Raw genomic sequence first — 24,016 nt, 5'->3', positions numbered from 1 at the left:
ATGTCTGGCTCGCAGGTTGCGCCGCGACAAAGGACCGTCCACCGATCCCGTCACCGTTATGGGTTCAAATTCAGATACCCGCGCCAGAGGCTTTCCTGCGAACCGGGGGCCAAAACTGGCGGGTTCCTAGAGCCGAGCCACATCGGATCGAATCTGTTTCAAGACTTGCTATCCGGCGCTGACCGGGAAACTAGCCATGTTTGCCAGTAATTCCAAGCCTTTTCTTGAACGACGCGCTAAAAGTCGTAAACCATCGCTGCAGGCTGGAGCGGCAATGTGAAAAGGAGGACCCTTTCCACGCCTCCCAGATCGCGGAAAACACCGCCCGCCTTGAAGCCGGCCTGAAGGAACAGCGCGGTCACCATCTCCCGCTGTCCGATCCCGATCTCAAGCGCCACGGATCCTCCCGCCTCGAGCCGGCTGCCGGCCTGGGAGGCGATCGCCCGGTAGGCGTCAAGTCCTTCCGCGCCGCCATCGAGTGCCAGCAGCGGATCGTACGCGGTGACCTCCCTGGAAAGCGACGGCAGGTCCCCGGTCGGAATATAGGGCGGGTTCGAAACGATCAGGTCAAATCGCGCGTCGATACCCGACAGCCAGTCGCCCTGAACTGCCTGATAACGTGCGTCGAGCGCCAGCGCCTTGGCATTCGCGCGCGCCGTCTCCACGGCTTCCGCCGACACATCGACACCCAGGCATCGCGCTTCCGGACAGGCCGCCAGCAGCGCCAGGCCGATTGCACCGGTACCGATCCCGAGATCCACGATCGAACAGGAACCTTTCGCGGCCACCCGTTCCCGGACAAGCGGCAGCACGGCATCAATGAGCGTCTCGGTGTCGGGACGCGGTTCCAGCGTTGCCGGCGAGAGGCCGAGCGAAAGCCCGTAGAACTCCCGCGACCCCAGAATGCGATGAACAGGCATCCCCTCGAGCCGGTCGTGCAGGGCACGGATCAACCGGGCCCGGACGTCTTGCGCCAGCGGGGCGTCACCTCCCGTCGCCAGTTGATGCGGTTCGACCCCCGCCAGTTTGGCGGTCAGCAGCCGCGCATCCAGGTCAGCGGTTTCCAGGCCTTCGGAGCGGAAGGCCGTCCGCAGCATCAGCCAGGCTTCGCCCAGCGTTGCGGCCTTCGCCAGGTCAGGCCTGGCCATTATCGCCAAGTGTGGCCAGCTGGCCTGCCTGATGGTCGGAGATCAGCGCATCGACGATCTCGTCGATCTCGCCCATCATCATCCGGTCGAGCTTGTAGAGCGTCAGGTTGATCCGGTGATCAGTGACCCTGCCTTGCGGGAAGTTGTAGGTCCGGATGCGTTCCGACCGGTCGCCCGAGCCAACCTGGCTGCGCCGGGATTGTGACCGCTCGTCGTCCGCCCGTTGCCGCTCCATGTCATAGAGCCTTGCGCGCAATACCTGCATGGCGCGGGCACGGTTCTGATGTTGTGACTTCTCCGAAGACGTCACCACCACGCCGGTCGGCAAATGGGTGATGCGCACCGCCGAGTCCGTTGTGTTGACGTGCTGGCCGCCAGCCCCCGACGCCCGCATGGTGTCAATCCGGATGTCCTCCGGCCGGATTTCGATGTCGATATCCTCTGCCTCCGGCAGCACCGCCACCGTCGCGGCAGAAGTATGAATGCGCCCGCCGGATTCCGTTTCCGGCACCCGCTGCACCCGGTGCACGCCCGATTCGAATTTCAATCGGGCGAACACGCCCTTGCCCGAAACAGTGGCGATGATTTCCTTGTAGCCGCCGGCTTCGCCCTCGCTCGCCGACAGCACTTCCACCCGCCATCCCCGCGACGAGGCATAGCGCTCGTACATGCGGAAAAGATCGCCGGCGAACAGAGCCGCCTCGGAGCCACCGGTCCCGGCGCGGATTTCGACGATGGCGCTGCGCTCGTCGGCAGCATCCTTCGGCAGCAGCATAATCTCGATCTGCTGCTCGAGTTTCTCGATCCGGCTCTTGAGCGCCTTCAACTCGTCATCGGCCATCTCCCGCATCTCGCGGTCGGTCGAACTGTCGGCCAGCATCGCCATCAGGTCGGCGCGCTCGGCCTCGGCTTTTGAAAGCGCCCTGATTTCCCCGACCAGCGGCTGCAGTTCGGAATATTCGGAGGCCAGCTTCACATAGGTTTCTGCATCCGGACCGGCGGACATGCGCGCTTCGACCTCGTCGAAACGGCGCTCGAGTTCACGGATTTTCTGGGTCGGCAATCTCGCCATTACTTGATCCTAGAGGCTCACGCCATTGGCATCGGCAAAGTCCATCAGGAACTCGCGAACGGTTTTTTCGCTTCGCGTGTCTTCAATGACCGGCCGCAGGGCTTCTTCGAGCTTGCCGAGATCCAGCGACAGCAACATCGACTTGACCGGGCCGATGGCCGCCGGCGACATCGAGATGTTGCGAAAGCCAATACCGAGAAGCGCCATCGCGGAGAGCGATTTGCCGGCAATCTCGCCACAAAGGGTCAGTGATGTGTTGGTTCTGTTGGCCGCCTCGACAATCTGGCGAAGCACGCGCAGGAACGGCCGCCCCAGGGTGTCAAAACGGTCGGCCACCCGGGAATTGCCCCGATCGACCGCCATGACGAACTGAAACAGGTCGTTGGAGCCGACGGAAACGAAGTCGACCTCTTCCATCAACTCATCAAGCTGCCAGAGCAGGCTCGGCACCTCCAGCATCGCGCCGAATTGCAGGCTGCGCGGCAACTGGTACCCGAAACGCGAGAGGTGCCGGACCTCCTTGTTCAACAATTCACGCGCCAGGCGAAGCTCGTTGACCTCGGTGATCATCGGCAGCATCAGCTTCAGTTCGGCGCCGGCAGCCGCCTTCAGAAGCGCCCTCAGCTGGGTGCGCAGCAATCCCGGACGATCCAGCGAAAGCCGGATGGCCCGCCAGCCGAGCGCCGGGTTCTCCTCTTCGGCGGACCGGAAATAAGGCACGACCTTGTCGCCGCCGATATCCAGCGTGCGGAATGTCACTGGCCTGCCGCCGGCCTGCCGCAATACGCTGCGATAGAGGTTTTCCTGCTCATCGACCTTCGGCATGGTCGAGGCGATCATGAACTGCAGTTCTGTCCTGAACAGCCCGATCCCGCCGGCGCCCGATTCGCTCAATTGCGGCAGGTCCACCAGAAGTCCGGCGTTCATCTGCAGGGTGATGTACTGTCCGTCCCGGGTGCGCGGTTCGACCGTGCGCAGTGCCTGGTACTGTTCCTGCCGCTTCGCCCGGAACCTCACCTTGTCGGCATAGGCGTTCTGGACATCGGTGATCGGGCGGAGGTGGACGAGGCCATCCTCGCCATCGACAATGATCGAATCGCGGTTTTCAGCCAGCGACGCAATGCCCGGAACCTGGCCGACCACCGGAATGCCCATGGCACGGGCCACGATCACCACATGGCTGGTGACCGCTCCATCCTCAAGCACAAGGCCGCGGATGGCCTCGCGCGGATAATCAAGCAATTCCGCCGCACCCATGGCGCGCGCCACGATGATCGCATCCTGCGGCAAACCCTTGCTGCCCGGAACGAAGCCCGTCAGCTGCCTCAGCAGGCGGTTTGCCAGGTCATCGAAATCGTGCAGCCGTTCGCGCAAGTAGGAATCGGTCATGTGGATCATGCGGGCGCGGGTGTCACTCTGCACCTTCTCCACCGCCGCCTCGCAGGTCAGCCCGTTGCGGATCGCCTCCTCAAGTTTCCGGACCCAGCCGCGATCGTGTGCGAACATCCGGTAGGCTTCCAGCACCGCCCGGTGCTCGCCCTCCATCGAGACGTCACGCCGTGACAGCATGTCGTCAATCGAGATCCTGAGCGACCCCAAAGCCTCTTCGAGCCGCTTGAGCTCGGCGTCTATGTCGTCATTGAGGAGTTCGGTGACCACGATCCGCGGTTCATGCAGAATGACGTGGCCAAGCCCGATCCCGTCTCCATAGGCGTCGCCCTCGATCGTCACGGGACGGTTGAGGTCAAGCTCCAGCCCGGGCCGGGTGATCTGCTTGAGCTCGCCCGTCGCGATCATCTCCGCCAGCACCATCGAGGTGGTCTCGAGCGCCTCGACCTCGTCCTCGCGGTATTTGCGGTGCGCCTTGTTCTGGACGACCAGAACGCCCAGCGACCGGCCGGCCCTGAGGATCGGAACGCCAAGGAAGGAGTTGTAGATCTCTTCGCCGGTTTCCGGCAGGTAGGTGAAGGCCGGATGGGACTGGGCGTCGGAAAGATTGAGCGAGCGGGCGCTTGCGGCGATGGTGCCGACCAGGCCCTGACCCATTTTCAGTTGAGCCAGGTGCACCGCATCCTTGTTCAGGCCCTCGGTGGCGAACAGTTCCAGCGCGCCATCGGCGCGCAGCACGTAGAACGAGCACACTTCAGCGACCATGTTGGCCGCGATCTGGCGGACAATCTGGTCAAGGCGCTCCTGCGGCTCAAGGGGCTCCGCCATCAACTCGCGCAGCCGCCTGAGAAGGACGCGCGGACCTGCTGAAAGGTCTCTCATCGCGCTTCATTCTCCCAATTCGTGTGGCCCGCCCGGGAAAGCTCCCGGCCGGTTAGCAGAGTTCGGCTTTTGCCGGTTTGCTTTGATCCCGTTGGCTAAGTCTTATCCAGACCGTAGACGGAATGCAAAGTCCTTACCGCGAGTTCTGCGTAGGCGCCGTCGATCAGGATCGAAATCTTGATCTCGGACGTTGTTATCGCCTTAATATTGATGGATTTTTCAGCAAGCGCCTTGAACGCGCTCGCAGCCACCCCGGCATGGCTGCGCATACCGATGCCGATAACGGACACCTTGGCTAGGCCTGATTCGCTCTGAACCACGTCATAGCCGATCAGTTCCTTCTGCCCGGCAAGCACCGCCAATGCCTTTTCGGCATCGCTCGATGGTACCGTGAAGGTCATGTCGGTCCGCGACCCGTCTTCGGATATGTTCTGGACGATCATGTCGACATTGATGTGAGCGTCGGCGAGCGGACCGAAGATCGCAGCCGAAACGCCCGGCCGGTCGGCAAGCCGCCTCAGGGAAATCTGCGCTTCGTCCTTTGCGTAGGCAATGCCGGTTACGACTTCCTGTTCCACGATTTCTTCCTCGTCGCAAATAAGAGTTCCGGGCGGATTGAGCAGATCCCCCATTCCTGGCGCGTCCGGGTCGTCGAAGCTCGAGCGCACGAAGGTTCTCACCTTGTGCACCATCGCCAGCTCGACCGACCGGACCTGCAGCACCTTGGCGCCGAGCGATGCCATTTCCAGCATCTCCTCGAACGCGATCTTCTTCATTCGCCGCGCCTTCGGCTCGACCCGCGGATCGGTGGTATAGACGCCATCGACATCGGTATAGATATCGCAGCGATCCGCCTTCACGGCAGCCGCGATCGCAACCGCGCTGGTGTCCGAACCGCCGCGTCCGAGCGTCGCCAGGCGGTTGTCCGGGCCGATGCCCTGGAATCCCGCCACCACGGCCACCTGCCCCATTTCGAACCGGCGGATCAGTTCGGATCCGTCGATATCGATGATCCGGGCCGCCGCATGGGCATTGTCGGTCTTCACCGGAATCTGCCAGCCCTGCCAGGACCGGGCATCCACGCCCATCGACTGAAGCGCAATCGCCAGCAGTCCGCTCGTCACCTGCTCGCCGGAAGCTACGATCGCGTCGTATTCGCGGGCATCGTAGAACGAGGCGCTGGCGCCGGCGACCTTCGGCATCTGCTGAACCCAGCTGACCAGCTCGTTGGTCTTGCCGGCCATGGCCGACACCACCACGGCCACCTGGTGGCCCGCGTCCACTTCACGCTTGACGTGCCGGGCAACGTTGCGGATCCGGTCGAGGTCGGCAACCGAGGTGCCGCCAAATTTCATCACTATGCGGGCCATGTTGTATTATCCGCTGACTAACCCGCTAACGGGCAAGAAAAACCGCCCCGGGTCCCGGAGCGGAAGGTGGCGGTCTCTTAGCCAAAAATCCGGTCGCCTGCAACCGGATCGCTCATGTGACATCGCCGACTCTTGACAAGGCGGGCCTGACGCCCGAGTTGATGGGCAATAATATAAAGCCGGAGAGCCCCATGAGCCAAGCTGCCCAGACAACGATCGACCAGGACGAAGTCGCGCGGTTCTCGGCCATGGCGGCGGAATGGTGGAACCCCAAAGGCAAGTTCCGTCCCCTGCACAAGTTCAATCCGGTGCGCCTGACCTATATCCGCAACCATGTCGCGGCTCATTTCGGCCGCGATCCGAAAAGCGACAAGCCGCTGCAGGGCCTGAGAGTCCTCGACATCGGCTGCGGCGGCGGGCTTTTGTCGGAACCGATGGCCCGAATGGGCGCCGAGGTACTAGGCGCCGATGCCTCCCGAACCAATGTCGAAGTGGCGTCGATCCATGCCGCCCAGAGCGGCGTCGATGTGCGCTACGAGGCTGTCACATCCGAAGAACTGGCGGCACGCGGCGAACGCTTCGATATCGTGCTCAACATGGAAGTGGTCGAGCATGTCGCCGACGTCGACCTGTTCCTCACCTCCTGCGCCGAGATGGTCAAGCCGGGCGGGCTGATGTTCGTGGCCACCATCAACCGCACCATGAAGGCCATGGCGCTGGCAATCATCGGTGCGGAATATGTGCTGCGCTGGCTGCCGCGCGGCACCCATCAATATGAAAGACTGGTTCGTCCGGAAGAAATCGAAACCCCGCTGGCCATATCGGGAATGAACGTCATCGACCGCACCGGCGTGTTCTACAACCCGCTTCAGGACCAGTGGAACCTGTCCCGCGACATGGACGTCAACTACATGATGCTGATGGAGCGGCCCAAGGTCTCCTGATCTCCCCCGGTCAGCCGAACGCGGCTCCGCTGTCCTTGACCGGACCGGCCGCGGGTCAGACGGGGATATGCCTGAGTTGTTCAAGCAGCTCGCTTTGTCCTGGCGCGTTTGCCTCGACCAGCGCCTTGACGCGGTCGCGATCGATCTCGATCGGCGCGCCATCCGAATCATACGCCTGCTTGAAAGTGAACGCCCTCGGACCCGGTCCGTGGTCATGCAGCCATTCCAGCCTGTCGGCGGCCTGTTTCCAGTCCGGGCGATGCCCTGCCTCTATCCACCACAGGACCAGCGGCGGCCAGTCGTTCCTGGTGTTCCAGTTGCGGGCGTTCTTCAGCGCCTCGGCGTGAACGCCGGCATAGGAAAAAGCCATCAGGCTCTCGATGTCGGCCCATATCGACAGGGAGGACGGTCCGCTCTCAAAGCCGCTGCCTTCGATGAACCGGGGAAACACCTGGACACCCCAGCTTGGCGGCCCCGGCTCCCCGTCGTAACCGGAACGGGCCACAAACCCGGACGCCCTTTCGGCGGCGGCAAAATTCAAAGGCTCACGTCTGAGAAACCCCTGCACCTCGGGCGCATCGTAAGGCGCCACGTGCAGGCCGAAATTGTACATGGCAAGATGAAAGCCGGTCGGTTTCATCTCAGCTCAGATCGTCCGGAAATTCCGGCAAGGGAGCGATCTCGATCCCTTCCTCGATCAGCGACCGGGCATCATCGCTCGACGCCTTTCCGATAATGCCGCGCGCCTCGGCTTCACCATGATGGATCTTGCGGGCCTCATCGGCAAACCGCTCGCCGACATCCTCGGAATTCTGCTTTACCGCCTGCACCAGTTCGCGCAGCTTGCGCATCATTTCGCGCTTTTCCGGATCCATCGCCAGCGGTCGCGCCGGCGCTTCCTTGGAAACCGTGACCGCCGGTGCCATCAGCGCCTTGCCGACCTGTCGGGAGCCGCAGACCGGGCATTCGACCAGGCCGCGCTCGGCTTGATCGTCATAGTCCTTGCTTGAGGAAAACCATCCCTCGAATTCATGATCCTTGTCGCAATGCAAAGAAAAGCGGATCACGCCACTCTCTCTCCTTTTGTTTCCGGCACTCCGGTCTCGACCCGGTACTCCCGGGCGTTCTTGAGGTTCGGGATTTTCGACCGCGCGGCCTTGACCTCGTCAAGCGAAAGCGTGGCAACGATCACGCCAGGCTCGTCGTGATCGGCTTCCGCGATCACCCGTCCCCACGGATCGACAATAATTGAATGGCCGTAGGTTTCCCGTCCGTCCTCATGCACACCGCCCTGCGCCGCCGAGATGACGAAGGCTCCATTCTCGATGGCCCTGGCGCGTTGCAGCACATGCCAGTGCGCCTCGCCGGTCTGGCGGGTAAAGGCGGCGGGCGCCGTCAGGATATCGGCGCCCGCAAGAGCCAAGTCGCGGAACAGGTGCGGAAACCGGATGTCGTAACAGATACCCATGCCGAGCCGCGCAACATCAAGGTCAACGGTTCGTGCCAATTCGCCGGGCCGATACACGGCGCTTTCCCGCCAGCTTTCGCCATTGTCGAGGTCCACGTCAAACATGTGGATCTTGTCATAGCGGGCAAGCGCAACGCCGTCGGGACCAAACACCACACCGCGATTGGCGATCATGTCATTGCCGAGCCCGATCGCGGTTGAGCCGACATGCAGGTAGATGCCAAGTTCGGCAGCGAGAGACGACGCGGCCTTGAGCACCGGATCTTCTGCTTCGTTCTTGAGAATGCTGAACAGGCCTGACCGGTTCTTTTGCACGGCACCGGTCATCTCCGGCGTCTGCACATAGCGCGCTCCACGCGATGCCGCTTCCCGGACCAGACGATCCATAACCCTGATGTTCTCTTCGGGCGTGACACCCGAACGCATTTGCACTGCGGCAACGACCAGTTCACGCATTTCTCAGGCTCCCGTCAGCATCGGATCAAGCTTGCCGGCGCGATCAAGAGCGTGCAGCTCGTCGCAGCCGCCGACATGAACGCCATCAATGAAGATCTGCGGAAACGTTGTCCGGCCGTTGGACTTGCCGATCATTTCCTGCCTCAGGTCCGGCGAAAAAGTCGCATCATGCTCCGTATAGCTGACGCCCTTCCCATCCAGCAACCGTTTGGCTGCGGTGCAAAATCCGCAGAACTGCCGTGTGTAGAGGATTACGTCTGCCATGCGGGTCTCCAATTGTTCAGCGGCCTTTGCCGCTCTTCAAGCATATAGGGTTTCCTCGCCCTGGCTTGCAACCCTGGCAAATGCCAGCACGTTGACCTGTGCCACCCCTCGCCGCAGCAGCGCCCGCGTCGCCGCTTCGACGGTCGATCCGGTGGTCAGCACATCGTCGACCAGAAGCACCTTGCGCCCGGCCAGCCGCTGCGCCTGCTCGGGCGGCACCAGGAAAGCCCCCCGGACATTGTCCTGCCGGGCCCGCAAACCCAGCCCGACCTGCTGGCGTGTGGCGCGCACTCGCCGCATCACCCCGGGAAGGAACGGTTTGCCGGAGAGCCGTGCCAGAGCTCGCGCAAGTTCGGCCGACTGGTTGTAACGCCGGGAAAACAGCCTTGCCCGGTGCAACGGGACCGCAACGATGACATCGCTGTCATCAAGCACGTCGCGCCCGGCCCGGATCATCCATTCCGCCATCATGGTGGCGAGATCGGCGCGGTCCGAATATTTCAACCCGTGGACAATCTTGCGGGCAACGCCGTCATGAAACACCGCGGCCCTGGCCCTGGCATAGGGTGGCGGATTGGCGATCGCCTGCGGCGAGACATATCCGTCACCCCGGTCGTGGTCGAAGGGCACGCCGGTAATCTCGCAATAGGGCCGCTCAATGAACCGTACCGTCGCCCAGCACTCCGGGCACAAGCCGGCGGGCCGGCCCACCATCTTGCCGCAGCCTGAGCAAACGGGCGGATACACCAGCTGCATCAGACCCAGCCCGGCCGACTGGCAAACAGTCAGCAATCGATGCCCGAAATGCATGAGATCCGCTCGGTCCATTGGTTGACATTACCGCCATTCCATCCAACAAGCGAGCCGCAGCAGGCCAGACAAGGCCCTGCCGAACCCGAAACCCACCGATGGACCCCCGACATTGGACCGTCTCTTCGATCATACCCTTTTGCGTCAGCGTCGTTTGCGCGCATTGGCCGGTTTCGAACCGGGCGCGGATTTCCTTGTCCGCCGGATTGCCGAAGACATGGCGGAACGGCTCTCGGTGGTGGAGAGGCAGTTCGAACACCCGGTCCAGGTTCACGGCGGCCTGCCGCTCGTCGCCGCCATGATGAAAGCCACGGGAAAGACAGCTGATTTCACCTATGTCGACATGTGCCCCATCCCCGGAACTGATCGGGAGAGGCAGGTGTTCGCCGAGCCGGACCTCGTTCCGCTCGAGCATGGCAGCGCCGATCTGATCGTTTCGCCGCTGGCCCTGCACGTAACCAACGATACGCCGGGGGTGCTCGTGCAATTGCGCCGTGCCCTGAAGCCGGACGGATTGCTGCTTGCGGCCGCTCCGGGCGCCGGCACTCTCGGCGAACTGCGTGAATCCCTGCTCGCGGCGGAAAGCGAGTTGACCGGCGGCGCCAACGCCCGCATCCATCCCTTTGCCGATATTCGTGACTATGGCGCGCTGCTGCAGCGCGCGGGCTTCGCCTTGCCTGTCACCGATATTGACGACATCGTGGTCAGATACGCCGACATGTTTGCCTTGCTCAGGGATCTGCGGGCCATGGGCATGACGTCGATCCTGACCGACAGAAGCAGGAAACCTCTGGGCAGGCAGGTCTTCCTGCGCGCGGCCCAGATCTACGCCGAACGGTTCTCGGATCCCGACGGCCGCATCCGTGCCAGTTTTCCCATCATCCACCTCTCCGGATGGGCGCCGCATGAAAGCCAGCAGAAGCCCTTGAGACCGGGCTCCGCCAAGGCACGCCTCGCGGACGCCTTGAAGACTCCCGAACAAAAGCTGCCGCGTTGAGGCTTGCATGGCCCGGGACGCCCTGAAAATACCTCAACGCGAAAAGGACGTCCTGTTTCTTTGAAACAGGAGCGTCTTCTTTCTATCAGGCGATACCGCCTGACCGCGAGACGCTCTACTGGGAATTCTTGATGTGGTTTGCAACGCCGTCCATATTATTGTTGATGGCTCCGCCAATGGCGGTCATGCCACTGACCAACGCGGCGGCAATCAGCGCGGCAATGAGACCATACTCAATCGCGGTTGCACCTGACCTGTCTTCGATGAACCTGCAAAACAAGGATTTCATGGTTTGATTCCGTTCTCACTTGAGTTGCCAGGATCGGGATTGTTTCAACAGTCGCCCGACTTGCTGCCATTGCTTCGAATGATGCAGAGCGCGCCCGGATTGTCCTGCAGGATAGATTTGCGGACAGTGTAGGACGTGGTCGTGGTTTTCGAGCGCGACGGAATCGATCCGGTGGTAATGTTGTCGTACTGGTCTGGAGACCACGCGACCCGCGCCGAAGATGTCCGGTCTGCGGCGATGGGCGTCAGAATGGCTGCAATGGCAATAGCCGCGGTGCCGAACAGCAGGGCGACGCGCACCGCACCAAATCTCTTTGGCTGGTTTTCCTGGCCGTCTCTGTCCATCACCGTCATCCAGAAATCACCGTTGTCCATAACGCCTCCACTGAGAATCCGACCGGATCCGCCACGAATACCATTCATGGGTGAACTAAATTGAAGTTTCATTAACGCTAACCGGATTTATCCGAGCAGCGAGCGGCGTGCGATTGACTTGATCGCCATGGCCGCCTGGCTGGTTTCAGCTCACAGGAGATCGATCAGATAGGGAATGAGAGGCTCGTCGGCGGGCGGCATCGGATAATCCCGCATGTCCCGCGGACGCACCCACTTGAGCGCCTGACCTTCAAGTCCGCGGGCGGTGCCTTCAAACCGGCGGCAGACGAAAAGCGGCATCAGCAGATGAAACGTATCGTAGCTGTGGCTGGCAAATGTCAGCGGCGCCAGGCACGCCTCCTTGGTGGTGATTCCGATTTCCTCGGACAGTTCGCGGATAAGTGCCGCTTCGGGTGACTCCCCCGGCTCAACCTTGCCGCCGGGAAACTCCCAGAGCCCGGCCAGTTGCTTGCCTTCGGGCCTCTGTGTCAACAGCACCCGTCCGTCCGCATCAACCAGCGCACAGGCCGCAACCAGCAATATCTTCCTGCCGCTCATTCCTCAACATCCCGGTTTCTGGCGATAGGCGTAGCGATACACCTCACCAAAGCCCAATCCCTGGTAAAGCGCCACGGCCGCCGTGTTGGCGCTTTCCACCTGCAGCCACGCCGTCTCGGCGCCACGATGGCGTGCCCATCTGAGAGCTGCTGTCACCACGTCACGACCGTAGCCTGCACGCCGCATGTCAGCCCGGGTCGCCAGCTCGAACAGGCCTGCAAGATCGTTGTCGTGAACACAAAGCGCCGTCGAAACCGGGCCTGATGCCTCGTCCTCCAGCACGAACAGGCCGCTCGGCGGCCGTATCGAACTCAACACTTCGGTGAGTCCGGGCTTGAGCGACTGATCTCGGCCATGCACGGCAATGGAGGCATCGACATATCGTCCGACATCGCGCATCGGCAGGTGATCCATACCGCTGTCGATGTCGAGACTGTCAATCGCGCCGGCCATGACGATGGTTTCGTCGAACCGGCGCCAGCCCAGCGCGTCGAGATAGGCCTCCAGTGGTGGCGGCGCCAGCGGCGACTGCCGGAACACCAGCGGCCGGTCATAGGAATCGAACCGCCGCGCCGCTCGCTCGACCCGAACTTCAATACCCTCGTGATCGGACGGATCGAGCGGATTCACCGAATTCAGCCGCTTGGACGGATGCCCCGCGGTGAGCCGGATCTGCCAGCTGCCGTCATACTGGATCGACGCTGCGGGCCAGGCTCTGAATCCAACGGCTTCAAGCCTTCTGACGATTGCAAGGTTCGGCAAGATAGGTCCCGTACTCTGGTATCCAGGCAAACCGCTCAGCTGCGGTAATCGCCATTGATCTCTACATAGGCCTTGGTCAGATCACAGGTGAACACGCGGGCCTTGCCGCGGCCTATGCCGAGATCGACCCTGATGGCGATCTCATCCTGTTTCATGACCTCGGACGCTGCGGCTTCGCTGTAGGCAGGATCGCGCTCGCCATCGACGGCCACCCGGACATCGCCGAACCAGATCGCCAGCCTGTCGCGTTCGGCCTTCTCCCCCGCCTTGCCGACCGCCATGACGATGCGGCCCCAATTGGCGTCTTCACCGGCAATCGCGGTCTTGACCAACGGCGAGTTGGCAATCGAGCGCGCAATCCGCCCGGCAGCCTTCGCAGAAGCCGCGCCCGTCACCGTGATCTCGACCTGCTTGCGCGCGCCTTCGCCGTCACGCACGATCTGGATCGCCAGGTCTTCCATCAGATCCGCCAGCGCCTTCGAAAAGCTCCGGGCGCGGGAATCCGACGCCGAGGCGATCGGCTTGGCGCCCCGCCCAGCGGCGGCACCGGTGGCAAAAACCAGCAGCGTGTCCGAAGTCGAGGTATCGCTGTCGACCGTAACTGCATTGAATGTCGAACCGACATGACGGCTGAGCATGGCCTGCAATGCGGACGGGTCGATTGCCGCATCGGTCACGATGAAGGACAACATCGTTGCCATGTCCGGCGCGATCATTCCCGCACCCTTTGCCATGCCATTGAGCGTCACCGTCACCCCGTCAATCCGCGCGGTGCGTGTGGCGACCTTGGGATAGGTGTCGGTAGTCATGATCGCGCGCGCCGCGTCCAGCCACCGGTCGCCGCTCGCCGATGATGCCATCTGCCCCAGAACGGTGGCGAACTTGGTCGCGTCAAGCGGCTCACCAATGACGCCGGTCGATGCCAGGAACACCTCCGACTGCGCGCAGCCTACCGCTTCCGCGGTAGACTTGGCGGTCAGGTCCGTCGCCTCGCGCCCTTTCTTGCCGGTAAACGCGTTGGCGTTTCCGGAATTGACCACCAGCGCCCGCGCTCGGCCACCGGCAAGGTTTGCCCGGCAGAAGTCAACCGGCGCGGAGGGGCATTTCGACGTGGTGAAGACGCCTGCCACGGCTGCGGGCTGGTCGAACACCATCAGCATGACGTCGGTCCGGTTCTTGTACTTGATCCCGGCCGCTGCGGTTTCGATACGAACCCCTGCGATCGGCGGCAGTTCGGCATAGGAGCTGGGAGCCAGTGGCGAGATGTCGGTAGACATGAAACGTTCCTCGAGGCGGCGTGCAGCCCGATAGGGCTACTGCTGTTGCTGGTTGATGGCTTCGTAAGCGGCCTTCAACTCGGGATCGAGCACATCGATTGCCGTTTCGCTGCGCGCGGTGCGGATGAGTTCGCCATAGCGCTCGCGCATCAACAGCTGCCGGACCTGGTCGGCCACTTCCTCGAAGGCCGGCGGCGCTGATTCACGGCGTTCCTCGACCTTGATAACATGCCATCCGAACTGGGTCTGCACCGGCTCCTTGGCGTATTCGCCAGCCTTGAGCGTAAACGCCACGGCCTCGAATTCAGGCACCATGCGGCCCTTGGTGAAAAAGCCCAGATCGCCGCCCTGCCCGGCACTGGGACCGGTGGACTTTTCCTTGGCGAGCTCCGCAAAATCCTTGCCGGCATCAAGCTCGGCGATGACCGCCTTGGCTTCCTCCTCGGTCTTCAGAAGAATGTGACGTGCGCTGATTTCCTCTTCCGGCGGAACCGCGGCGATTTCCTTCTCGTAGCGAGCCTTGATATCTGCTTCGCTGACCGGATCGACCACTTCCGACTTGAAGATGGCGTTGTGCAGGGCGCGATCGCGCTGGAATGCCATCAGCCGCTTGAATTCCTCGGTCTGGTCGAGCTTTTCCGTTTCGGCCTTGCGCGCCAGCGTCTTGATGTCGATGACGGCTGCGAGGGCAGCAACGCGGCGCTGCTCGTCCGGTAGACGGGCAAACTGCGGATCGAGGTCACCTTCGGCCAATGTCAGTTCCGACGCGCGGATTTCAACACCGGCGACCGTCGCCACCACCGGATCGGCCTCATCCGCGGCGTGGGAATGAAGCGGCAGGAAGGCGACGGAAGTCAGGAAGAGGGTGGCTGCAAGCTGCGATAGGCGCATGGATAGACCTTTCATTGTGAAGCTTTTTGCGGTCGGCCGTCCAAGTGGTCTTGGATTTTGGCAACCTTAAGACGGCCTTTCGCCGCCGTTGACATCGTTCAAACCCCCTCTTATCTGTCAGCCAACCGTCCGTCCAGACGGCTTTCACCGGATGAAGGCCATCGGGACGCCGTTTTCCAACCGATCCACCGGTCGCAGGCCAGCACCGGTTTCCAACACTGCAGACCGTGCAGCCTCAAGAAAGGACCATTGAAATGGTCAAGTTCGGCGCAATCGCCCGCAAGCTTTTCGGCTCATCCAATGACCGCCGGATCCGGGCCTACCAGCCAAAAATTGACGCTATCAATGCATTGGAAACTGAACTTGCGGCGCTCAGCGATGCCGATCTGGCGGCCCGGACGATCCAGTTCCGCGAACAGCTGGCCGCAGGCACCAAGCTTGACGACCTCCTGGTCCCCGCCTTCGCGACCGTGCGCGAGGCAGCGCGCCGGGCAATCGGGCTCCGGCCATTCGATGTCCAGCTGATCGGCGGCATGATCCTCAACGAAAACGCCATCGCTGAAATGAAGACCGGTGAAGGCAAGACGCTGGTCGCCACGCTGGCGGTCTATCTCAACGCGCTCTCCGGCGACGGCGTCCATGTCGTCACCGTCAACGATTACCTGGCCCGTCGAGACGCCGAATGGATGTCCCGGATCTATAGTTTTCTCGGCCTGACCACCGGCATCATCACCCACGGTATGGACGATGATGAGCGCCGCGCCGCCTATGCCTGCGACATCACCTATGCGACCAACAACGAACTGGGCTTCGATTATCTTCGCGACAACATGAAATATGACCGCGCCCAGATGGTCCAGCGCGGACACAACTACGCAATCGTCGACGAAGTGGACTCCATTCTCGTCGATGAGGCGCGCACGCCGCTGATCATCTCCGGCCCGCTCGATGATCGCTCGGAGCTTTACAACAGTATCGATGCGCTGATCCAGAAGCTCGAAGCCGATGATTACGAAATCGACGAAAAGCAGCGCTCCGCGACATTCACCGAGACCGGTACCGAGAAACTGGAAGCCATGCTGGCCGAAGCCGGCATGCTCAAGGGCGAATCGCTTTACGATGTCGAAAACGTCGCTGTCGTCCACCACATCAACAACGCGCTGAAGGCCCACCGGCTGTTCACCCGCGACAAGGATTACATCGTCCGGAATGACGAAATCGTCATCATCGACGAGTTCACCGGCCGCATGATGCCGGGCCGGCGCTACTCCGAAGGCCAGCATCAGGCGCTTGAGGCCAAGGAAGGCGTCAAGATCCAGCCGGAAAACCAGACCCTGGCATCGATCACCTTCCAGAACTATTTCCGCATGTATTCGAAACTCGGCGGCATGACCGGCACGGCCTCCACCGAGGCCGAGGAGTTCGGCGACATCTACGGCCTGGAAGTGGTGGAAGTGCCGACCAATGTGCCGATCGCCCGTATTGACGAAGACGACGAGGTCTACCGCACGGTCGAGGAAAAATACCAGGCCATCATCGAGGACATCAAGCAATCGCGCGCGAAAAAGCAGCCGGTTCTGGTGGGCACCACTTCGATCGAAAAATCCGAAATCCTGGCAGAGCTGTTGCGCAAGGCAGGGGTGGAGGATTTCAAGGTGCTCAATGCCCGCTACCACGAGCAGGAAGCCTATATCGTTTCCCAGGCGGGTGTCCCCGGCGCCATCACCATCGCCACCAACATGGCCGGTCGCGGAACCGACATTCAGCTCGGCGGCAACGCCGACATGCGCATCGCCCAGGAACTCGGCGACATGCCTGAAGGGCCGGAGCGTGACGAGAAGGTCAGGATCATCCGCGCGGAGATCCAGGCGCTCAAGGACGAGGCGCTGGCCGCCGGGGGGCTCTACGTGCTGGCCACCGAGCGTCATGAAAGCCGTCGTATCGACAACCAGTTGCGTGGCCGGTCGGGCCGCCAGGGCGATCCGGGCCGCTCCAAGTTCTTCCTGTCGCTGCAGGACGACCTGATGCGCATTTTCGGCTCCGAGCGCATGGACGGCATGCTCAAGACGCTTGGCCTCAAGGAAGGCGAGCCGATCATCCATCCATGGATCAACAAGGCGCTCGAGCGGGCACAGAAAAAGGTCGAGGCGCGCAACTTCGACATCCGCAAGAACCTGCTCAAGTTCGATGACGTGATGAACGACCAGCGCAAGGTTGTGTTCGAACAGCGCAAGGAGCTGATGGATTCGGAATCGATTTCCGAGACCATCGAGGACATGCGCCACGAGGTCATCGACGGCCTGGTCAAACTCCACATTCCCGAGCGCGCCTATGCCGAACAGTGGAATGTCGCAGAGCTCAAGAAGGGCGTTCATGCCTATCTCAACCTCGATCTGCCGATCGAGGAGTGGGCCGCCGAAGAAGGCATTGCCGAAGACGACATCCACTCCCGCATTGTCGAAGCTGCGGATAATCTTGCCAAGGAACGCGCCGAACGGTTTGGCCCCGAGGTGATGACCTATGTGGAAAAATCCGTTGTTCTCCAGACACTTGATCATCTGTGGCGCGAACATCTGGTCAACCTCGATCATCTTCGCTCGGTCGTTGGCTTCCGCGGTTACGCCCAGCGCGATCCGCTGCAGGAATACAAGTCCGAAGCTTTCGAGCTGTTCCAGGCGCTTCTCGCCAACCTGCGCCAGGCCGTCATGGCGCAATTGATGCGGGTCGAGATTGTCCGTGAGGCTGCCGCCACTCCGGAGCCGGAACTGCCGGAAGGCATGCAGGCCCATCATATCGACGCCACCACCGGCGATGACGAGTTCGGCGCGACTGAAGGACAGGATGTTGCCGGCATTGTCGCCCCGGAAGACCGTGATCCCGAGGATGAATCGACCTGGGGCAAGGTCGGTCGCAACGAGGCCTGCCCCTGCGGATCCGGCAAGAAATACAAGCACTGCCACGGCGCCTACTGATCGTCGGCAAGCACGCATGAACAGGCCGGGATCGACAGCTTCGATCCCGGCCTTTTCTGTGCGGTGCGCCGTCTCAGATCCGGCTGTTCCGATCACTTTCCCGCCCGTGGGGCGCAACAAGAACAATCACGCGTCCCGATCCGGCACTGAACAGCCGGACTCCTCGAGCTTGTTGCCGGTGGCCAAACCGTTTCTTAACGTCGCCATGGCAATGTGCCCGGACAACAACGGGATTGAAGCCTGACCATGACGTTGATCGACACCGCTGGCAGACTGTTGCCGCCGCGCTATGTGGCGCGGCTGACGCCGGTGTTCGACCGCCTTGCGACGATTGCCACCGCCAACGACGAGAACAGCGCGGCGCAACGCATGGCGATAATCGCGTTCATGATCCGCATAATCAGCGCGGCAATCGCTTTCGTGTCCCAGATCATCCTGGCCCGGTTGATGGGCGATTTCGAATACGGCGTGTTCGTTTTCGTCTGGGTGATCGCGATCATCCTGGGCAATCTTTCCTGCCTCGGCTTTCACACCGCCGTCATCCGCTTCTTGCCGCAGTACCGTTCGGCCGGCGCCGACGAGGCCATCATCGGCCTTGCGGTCACCGCCAGGATATTCGCGATGGTATCGGCGACATTGATCGCCGGCACAGGCATCGCGGCACTCTACTTTCTCGGCGACAGGATCGAATCCCACTATGTCCAGCCGCTTTTCGTCGGTGCGTTCGTGCTGCCGATGATCGCGCTTGGTGACGTTCTGGACGGAACCGCAAGAGCCAATGGCTGGCCGGTCAACGCACTCAGCCCGACCTACATCGTCCGCCCCCTGCTGATCCTCACCTTCGTCGCCGGAGCCATCTGGCTCGGACGCATGGCCGACGCCAATACGGCCATCGTCGCCGCCCTTGCCGCGACCTATCTGACCACGCTGGCCCAATTTCTTGTCATCACGACACGGCTCAGGAAACGGTTTCCGGCGCGGCATGTCGAGGTCCACTTCAGAACCTGGCTGATGGTTGCCTTTCCGATTTTCCTGATCGAAGGCTTCTACTTCATGCTGACCAATGCCGATGTCGTTATCGTCGGCATCTACCTGCCGCCTGAAAAGGTCGCCGTCTACTTTGCGGCGGCCAAGACCATGGCCCTGGTGCATTTCGTCTATTTCGCCGTCAAGGCAGCCGCCGCACAGCGTTTCTCCGCACTCGTTTCCGGCGAGGACAGGGTGGCATTGGCTTCTTTTGCCCGACAGACGGTACAGTGGACCTTCTGGCCTTCGCTGATCGTCGGCGGGCTTGTCATTGCCGCCGGTCCCTTCCTCTTGTCGCTGTTTGGCCCGAGCTTCCAGGAAGGTCACCTGCTCATGGTCATCCTGTTTGCGGGCATCATCGCCAAGGCAATGATCGGCCCCGGCGAAGTACTTCTGACCATGGCCGGCGAACTCAAGATCTGCGCGACCATCTATGCCGGAGCCCTTGTCGCCAATCTCGGCCTCAATATCGTGCTGATCCCCCTATGGGGGCTGCATGGCGCGGCAACGGCCACCGCAGGCGCAATGGTGATCGAGGCCGCCCTTCTGCACCTGGTCATCCGCCGCCGACTTGGCATCGCCATGTTCATCGCATCCGCTACGTTGCCCGCGGGCCGCGCCTCTCCGAACAAGGCGGCATAAGTCATGGCCTCCAGTCCCATTGTCCAGGAAGAGGTCGCAAGCCAGGCCAACACGCTGATCGGCGAATTCGCCGATGTGGAAACCGGCCGCCCGCTGCCCGACCGCGAAGTGGCCGTCGGCCGTCCTGGCCGGCATCTCGCCATCTACCCGGCCCGCGCTGGATACGATCTGCAGGAAGAACTCGATTTCCTCACCAACCGCGCGCTCGAACCGAACATATTCTTCGCCGCCCGTTTCCTCGCGCCGGCCATGCCGCGGCTCGAAGACCGCGTGATCCGTCTCATGCTGATGCGCGATGAAACCGAAACCCATTCGCGCATGCGCATGCTGCTGCCCTATTCGATCGAAAAGCCGGGTTTCTCCGTCGGGGCTTCCATCATCCGTGCCTGGGCCAATCCGTTTGGTCCCCTGGGAACACCACTGCTCGATCGTGAGGACGCTGCCGAAACGCTCGACAACATGCTCGAGGCCCTGGCCCAGCCGGGCCTGGGATTGCCGGGCATCCTGGTGCTGCCCGACATGCGGCTCGATGGACCCGTCGCAGGGCTTCTGCGCGCCGTCGCGATGGCCCGCAACCTCTCCGTCGTCGTCACCGATCAGGCCCAGCGGCCATTCCTCGACAGCACCCTCGACGCCGACGAGTATCTTGCCAAATCCGTATCCTCCCACCACCGCCGCGAAATGCGCCGGCAGTGGCGGCGCTTGTCCGAGCATGGTGAACTGAGCTACATGGTCGCCCGCCAGCCGGAAGAAATCCGCTATCACCTCGAGGAGTTCCTGACGCTCGAGGACACCGGCTGGAAAGGCCGGCGGAAATCGTCAATGGTCTCCGACCGCTACCGTGCGGCATTTGCCCGCGAAGCCATCAACAGCCTGGCCGAGACCGACAGTGTCCGCATCCATTCGCTGGCGCTCAACGGCGAGGCCATCGCCTCCATGATCGTGTTCGTCGCCTCCGGCGAAGCCTGGACCTGGAAAACCGCCTACAATGAAGAATGGGCCCGCTATTCACCCGGCAAGCTTCTGGTCGACAGGCTGACCGAATGGCATCTCGACGACCTCAACATCCGCCGGACCGATTCCTGCGCCGTTCCCGACCATCCGATCATGAGCCGCATGTGGTCGGAGCGTGAGACCATGGGCACGATGGTCATCGGACTCGACCCCAGCCATGATCGCGACGTCCGTCAGGTGGCGACTCAGCTCCACATCTACCGCAACACCCGCAACATTGCCCGGCTGCTGAGGGAAAAAATCCGCGGCATGGCCCGGCGGTGACAAGGACTCAGCCAAGCCTGGCGCCGGTGCCTGTGTCTGTATTTGCCTCGGCAATCGCCTGATCTCGCAGGACCCGCCGGATCACCTTGCCGGTCGTGGTCAGCGGCAGGCTGTCGACGAATTCGATCTCCCTTGGATACTCATGCGCCGACAGCCGGGTCTTGACCCATTCGCGCACCGACTCCGTCAGCTCCGCATCGGGCTCGATCCCGGGTGCCACCACGATATAGGCCTTGACGATTTCGGTCCGCATCGGGTCCGGTTTGCCCACGACGGCCGCCAGCGCCACCGCCGGATGGCCGGTCAGGCAATCCTCGATCTCGCCCGGTCCGATCCGGTAACCCGACGACGTGATGACATCGTCGTCGCGTCCGAAGAACGAGAAATAGCCCTCTGCGTCACGCACCCCCTGATCGCCGGTGACCATCCAGTCGCCGATGAACTTGGCTTTTGTCGCCGCCTCGTTTTGCCAGTAGCCGAGAAACATCACCGGGTCGGGGCGCCTGACCGCAATCTGGCCTGAAGTGCCGTCCGGTACCACGTTGCCCTGATCGTCGATGACCGCCACCTCGTGGCCCGGCACCGGCTTGCCGATCGCCCCTCCGCGGCTGACGCCGAGCATCGCGCTCGACGACAGCACCAGGTTGCATTCGGTCTGGCCATAGAATTCATTGATGGTCAGCCCCAGCACCTTCTGCGCCCACTCGTAGGTTTCGCGCCCCAGCGCCTCGCCGCCTGAGCCGACGGTGCGCAGATCGAGCCGGTGACGCGACAGCGGATCCTTGACCGTGCGCATGATCCTCAGGGCCGTCGGCGGAATGAAGGCATTGCGGACCTTCATCTCGGCCATGATCCGGTAGGCCAGCTCCGGATCGAACTTCTGCGCCTGTGACGACACCACCGGCACCCCGAGCAGCAATCCCGGCAACAGCACGTTGAGCAACCCGCCGGCCCAGGCCCAGTCGGCCGGCGTCCACAGCTTGTCTCCGGGCTGCGGCATGAATTCATGATGGGTCTGTACTCCGGGTATGTGGCCGATCAGCACGCGGTGCCCGTGCAGCGCACCCTTGGGCGGGCCGGTTGTCCCCGAGGTGAAGATCATCAGCGCCGGATCGTCGGCCCGCGTCTCGACGGCAACCGGCGCATCGGGATGGCCGTTTTCCAGCCTGTCGAAACCGACGACAGTATCGACGCCCGTCGATTCTTCAATTTCGTCCCCGGCAACAACGATGGACTTTAGCTCTGTCAGCCGTTCGCGGATTGCCGAAACCTTGTCGCGCCCTCCGGGCGTCGTCACCAGGACCTTCGCCCCGGAAGCCGACAGCCGGTGATCGACGGCTTCGACCCCGAACAGCAGCGCCAGCGGCACCGCGATGGCACCAAGTTTGTAGATGGCGACATGCGCGATTGCCGTCTCGAACCCCTGCGGCAGCATCAGCGCCACCCGGTCGCCGGGTTCGACGCCAAGCGACCGCAGGCTCCGGGCAAACGCATTGGAACGCAGGGCGAGGCCTGCATAGGTCAGCCGGTCGGGCTCGCCATCGGGATTGAAGTGCTCGAGACAGATCCGGTCCGGATCGCGCGCCGCCCAGTCATCCGACACCGCGCTGCCGATGTTGAAGATTTCCGGCACGTCCCAGGAAAACCGGGAGGCTATGTCTTCAATGGTTTCACCGGCTGGCAACAACATGATCGGAAATCCTTGTAAACAGGCCTCAAGCCATCCGCCGCCGCTCGCCCTTGTTGGCGACGCAGCCGCAGACCCGGCAAATTCCTATCAGGCGTTCGATCTGGATAGAAGGGGCGCGGCGCTTTTGCAGTACGCCGGATTCGGCGCGAACACCATCATGACCGAACTGGAGAACGGCGATTGGGAGCCGGTCTGCCAATCGGAATTGATGGCCGTCAAGGCGGCAGACATAGACCACGGTATCTTCCACATCATTGCCAAACTTGAGAGCCAATCTGCCACTTCGCATCCGCGGTCGGGCGATTGAGAGACAGATGCGCTCTTGGGCTGGAAAGGATATCGGCCAATGATCGAGTTCATGAATGAAAGCAGCGGCAACGTCATCGGCATTCGTGCCAGCGGCAAGCTGACCAAGACCGATTATGACACTGTCCTGATTCCGCGATTGACCGAGTTGTTCAAGACCTGCGGACAGCTCAACGTCGTCTTCTGCATGGATGGTGCATTTGAAGGCTGGGACCTTGAGGCGGCGTGGGACGACGCCTCTTACGGCCTCATGCACCGCGCCGATTTCAATAAACTGGCCGTCGTCGGCGGCCCTGACTGGGTAGGCTGGTGCATCAAGCTGGGTGGGTTCCTGATGAAGGGCGAGATCAAGGTCTTTCCTCCCGAGCAATTGGATCAAGCCTGGAAGTGGATCCGGACTTCAACCTCCGAAAAAACGGCCAGCCCAAGGCCGAAAATCTCACAATCACTAGAGGAGTTCCAACCGATGAACGAAAGCAAGGACATTTCGGAAACGTTGCAAAGAGTGCAGACCGTCGAAAAACAATTGGCGGACAAGCTCCGCTCGATCTTTGGCGCCAATGCACCCGCGCCCGATGTCTCGGACAAAGCCGATGCGATCCGCAGCAAATCAACTGACCTCACGAGGAAACTGGCTGAAAAGCAAAGCTCCGTGTGGGCGGGGGTAAAGGACGAAGTGAACCGCGATCTGCATGCTCTCGAAGGTGATTTTGAGCACTGGATTCAATATCTCGACGAGCACTACAAGGATTAGAAAGCAGCCGCCCCAACCAATGCCTGGCACCAAAGCTGGACCAGCCGGTGGAACCCGTCGCCCCAAGGCCGGACGCACTGAAGGGCAACCCGTGGGCACAGGCTGATATCAAATAAAGTGATCGTCAAAGGAGTGGTGGTGCCCCCTTCCGGACTCGAACCGGAACTCCTTTCGGAACCGCATTTTGAGTGCGGCGCGTCTACCAATTCCGCCAAAGGGGCATCCTGCCGGTCGGACCGGTGCGGACGGCGGGACTATAGTCGGCGATTTTCTGCGGTCAAACGCTTTTTCAACATCCGGGCCAGTTACAAGGATATTGGCTGCGGTAACGCCATTGTGCGGTTTACGCTGCACCGCTTTCACCCTAGAAGGCTGGCATCGCTGCTTGGATTGGAAG

General features: G+C 61.9%; 23 protein-coding genes and 1 tRNA gene. 7 read left to right on the top strand and 17 right to left on the bottom strand.

Annotated features, from left to right (window positions below):
- Positions 1-236: 236 nt before the first annotated feature.
- The 4 genes from prmC to O4H62_RS13575 form a co-directional block, all read right to left on the bottom strand.
- Entirely contained in the window at positions 237-1,148 is a 912-nt protein-coding gene (gene prmC, locus O4H62_RS13590; protein WP_269388535.1) for a peptide chain release factor N(5)-glutamine methyltransferase, read from the bottom strand.
- Positions 1,135-2,220, bottom strand: coding sequence for a peptide chain release factor 1 (gene prfA, locus O4H62_RS13585; RefSeq protein WP_269388533.1), 1,086 nt, complete (start codon positions 2,218-2,220; stop codon positions 1,135-1,137). Before prfA ends, prmC begins: the two co-directional genes overlap by 14 nt.
- Before the next feature lie 9 nt (positions 2,221-2,229).
- Entirely contained in the window at positions 2,230-4,491 is a 2,262-nt protein-coding gene (gene ptsP, locus O4H62_RS13580; protein ID WP_269388531.1) for a phosphoenolpyruvate--protein phosphotransferase, read from the bottom strand.
- A 95-nt stretch (positions 4,492-4,586) separates the two neighbouring features.
- On the bottom strand, positions 4,587-5,861 hold the full coding sequence (locus O4H62_RS13575; protein ID WP_269388529.1) for an aspartate kinase: 1,275 nt from the start codon (positions 5,859-5,861) through the stop codon (positions 4,587-4,589).
- 191 nt (positions 5,862-6,052) lie between these two features.
- Between O4H62_RS13575 and ubiG the strand changes: the two genes are divergently transcribed.
- Positions 6,053-6,805 (top strand): bifunctional 2-polyprenyl-6-hydroxyphenol methylase/3-demethylubiquinol 3-O-methyltransferase UbiG, encoded by a 753-nt coding sequence (gene ubiG, locus O4H62_RS13570; RefSeq protein WP_269388527.1) that lies wholly within the window; start codon positions 6,053-6,055, stop codon positions 6,803-6,805.
- 55 nt (positions 6,806-6,860) lie between these two features.
- Here ubiG and O4H62_RS13565 read toward each other — a convergent pair whose 3' ends face one another.
- From O4H62_RS13565 to O4H62_RS13545, 5 genes are read right to left on the bottom strand one after another with little or no spacing between them, the layout of a single operon-like run.
- A complete protein-coding gene (locus O4H62_RS13565; RefSeq protein WP_269388525.1) occupies positions 6,861-7,445 on the bottom strand; it encodes a DUF3291 domain-containing protein in 585 nt (194 codons plus the stop codon).
- Between the two features lies 1 nt (position 7,446).
- Positions 7,447-7,872 (bottom strand): DUF1178 family protein, encoded by a 426-nt coding sequence (locus tag O4H62_RS13560; protein ID WP_269388524.1) that lies wholly within the window; start codon positions 7,870-7,872, stop codon positions 7,447-7,449.
- A complete protein-coding gene (locus O4H62_RS13555) occupies positions 7,869-8,729 on the bottom strand; it encodes a carbon-nitrogen hydrolase family protein (RefSeq protein ID WP_269388522.1) in 861 nt (286 codons plus the stop codon). Before O4H62_RS13555 ends, O4H62_RS13560 begins: the two co-directional genes overlap by 4 nt.
- Positions 8,730-8,732: 3 nt before the next feature.
- Complete coding sequence (gene grxC, locus O4H62_RS13550) at positions 8,733-8,993, bottom strand: glutaredoxin 3 (RefSeq protein ID WP_269388520.1); 261 nt, start codon at positions 8,991-8,993, stop codon at positions 8,733-8,735.
- 36 nt (positions 8,994-9,029) lie between these two features.
- Positions 9,030-9,749 (bottom strand): ComF family protein, encoded by a 720-nt coding sequence (locus tag O4H62_RS13545; RefSeq protein ID WP_269388518.1) that lies wholly within the window; start codon positions 9,747-9,749, stop codon positions 9,030-9,032.
- Between the two features lie 166 nt (positions 9,750-9,915).
- Here O4H62_RS13545 and O4H62_RS13540 point away from each other — a divergent pair, with 166 nt between their 5' ends.
- A complete protein-coding gene (locus O4H62_RS13540) occupies positions 9,916-10,800 on the top strand; it encodes a methyltransferase domain-containing protein (protein WP_269388516.1) in 885 nt (294 codons plus the stop codon).
- Positions 10,801-10,915: 115 nt separating this feature from the next.
- Here the strand turns inward: O4H62_RS13540 and O4H62_RS13535 are convergent, their stop codons facing one another.
- From O4H62_RS13535 to O4H62_RS13510, 6 genes are all read right to left on the bottom strand, one after another.
- Positions 10,916-11,089, bottom strand: a complete 174-nt coding sequence (locus O4H62_RS13535; protein WP_269388514.1) for a Flp family type IVb pilin — start codon at positions 11,087-11,089, stop codon at positions 10,916-10,918.
- Between the two features lie 44 nt (positions 11,090-11,133).
- Positions 11,134-11,463, bottom strand: a complete 330-nt coding sequence (locus O4H62_RS13530; RefSeq protein ID WP_269388513.1) for a hypothetical protein — start codon at positions 11,461-11,463, stop codon at positions 11,134-11,136.
- Between the two features lie 150 nt (positions 11,464-11,613).
- Positions 11,614-12,021, bottom strand: a complete 408-nt coding sequence (gene mutT / locus O4H62_RS13525; protein WP_269388511.1) for an 8-oxo-dGTP diphosphatase MutT — start codon at positions 12,019-12,021, stop codon at positions 11,614-11,616.
- 3 nt (positions 12,022-12,024) lie between these two features.
- Complete coding sequence (locus tag O4H62_RS13520; protein WP_269388510.1) at positions 12,025-12,783, bottom strand: GNAT family N-acetyltransferase; 759 nt, start codon at positions 12,781-12,783, stop codon at positions 12,025-12,027.
- A 35-nt stretch (positions 12,784-12,818) separates the two neighbouring features.
- Positions 12,819-14,060: a bifunctional glutamate N-acetyltransferase/amino-acid acetyltransferase ArgJ gene (argJ, locus tag O4H62_RS13515; RefSeq protein WP_269388508.1), complete on the bottom strand. Its 1,242-nt coding sequence runs from the start codon at positions 14,058-14,060 to the stop codon at positions 12,819-12,821.
- 36 nt (positions 14,061-14,096) lie between these two features.
- Positions 14,097-14,951 carry a peptidylprolyl isomerase gene (locus O4H62_RS13510; protein WP_269388507.1) on the bottom strand — a complete coding sequence of 285 codons (855 nt, stop codon included), beginning with the start codon at positions 14,949-14,951 and terminating at the stop codon, positions 14,097-14,099.
- Positions 14,952-15,205: 254 nt separating this feature from the next.
- Here O4H62_RS13510 and secA point away from each other — a divergent pair, with 254 nt between their 5' ends.
- The 3 genes from secA (at position 15,206) to O4H62_RS13495 (ending at position 20,869) form a co-directional block, all read left to right on the top strand.
- On the top strand, positions 15,206-17,923 hold the full coding sequence (secA, locus tag O4H62_RS13505; protein ID WP_269388505.1) for a preprotein translocase subunit SecA: 2,718 nt from the start codon (positions 15,206-15,208) through the stop codon (positions 17,921-17,923).
- A 246-nt stretch (positions 17,924-18,169) separates the two neighbouring features.
- Positions 18,170-19,591 (top strand): lipopolysaccharide biosynthesis protein, encoded by a 1,422-nt coding sequence (locus tag O4H62_RS13500; RefSeq protein WP_269388504.1) that lies wholly within the window; start codon positions 18,170-18,172, stop codon positions 19,589-19,591.
- A 3-nt stretch (positions 19,592-19,594) separates the two neighbouring features.
- Entirely contained in the window at positions 19,595-20,869 is a 1,275-nt protein-coding gene (locus tag O4H62_RS13495; protein ID WP_269388503.1) for a GNAT family N-acetyltransferase, read from the top strand.
- Positions 20,870-20,876: 7 nt separating this feature from the next.
- On the opposite strand, the gene O4H62_RS13490 is transcribed toward O4H62_RS13495, so the two are convergent.
- The gene (locus O4H62_RS13490; RefSeq protein WP_269388501.1) at positions 20,877-22,559 is read right to left on the bottom strand and encodes an AMP-binding protein; all 1,683 of its coding nucleotides are present in this window, start codon (positions 22,557-22,559) and stop codon (positions 20,877-20,879) included.
- Between O4H62_RS13490 and O4H62_RS13485 the strand changes: the two genes are divergently transcribed.
- Positions 22,558-22,866, top strand: coding sequence for a hypothetical protein (locus tag O4H62_RS13485; protein ID WP_269388500.1), 309 nt, complete (start codon positions 22,558-22,560; stop codon positions 22,864-22,866). The two genes, O4H62_RS13490 and O4H62_RS13485, sit on opposite strands and share 2 nt — an antisense overlap.
- 39 nt (positions 22,867-22,905) lie before the next feature.
- Positions 22,906-23,619 (top strand): STAS/SEC14 domain-containing protein, encoded by a 714-nt coding sequence (locus O4H62_RS13480; protein ID WP_269388498.1) that lies wholly within the window; start codon positions 22,906-22,908, stop codon positions 23,617-23,619.
- A gap of 136 nt (positions 23,620-23,755) precedes the next feature.
- On the opposite strand, the gene O4H62_RS13475 is transcribed toward O4H62_RS13480, so the two are convergent.
- Positions 23,756-23,840, bottom strand: a tRNA-Leu gene (locus tag O4H62_RS13475).
- Between the last annotated feature and the right edge of the window lie 176 nt (positions 23,841-24,016).

This window comes from Parahoeflea alexandrii (assembly GCF_027214025.1).
GTDB classification, from domain to species: domain Bacteria; phylum Pseudomonadota; class Alphaproteobacteria; order Rhizobiales; family Rhizobiaceae; genus Hoeflea; species Hoeflea alexandrii_A.
The sequence above is the reverse complement of the archived record's forward strand: the minus strand, read 5'-3'. Positions and strand labels throughout refer to the sequence as shown.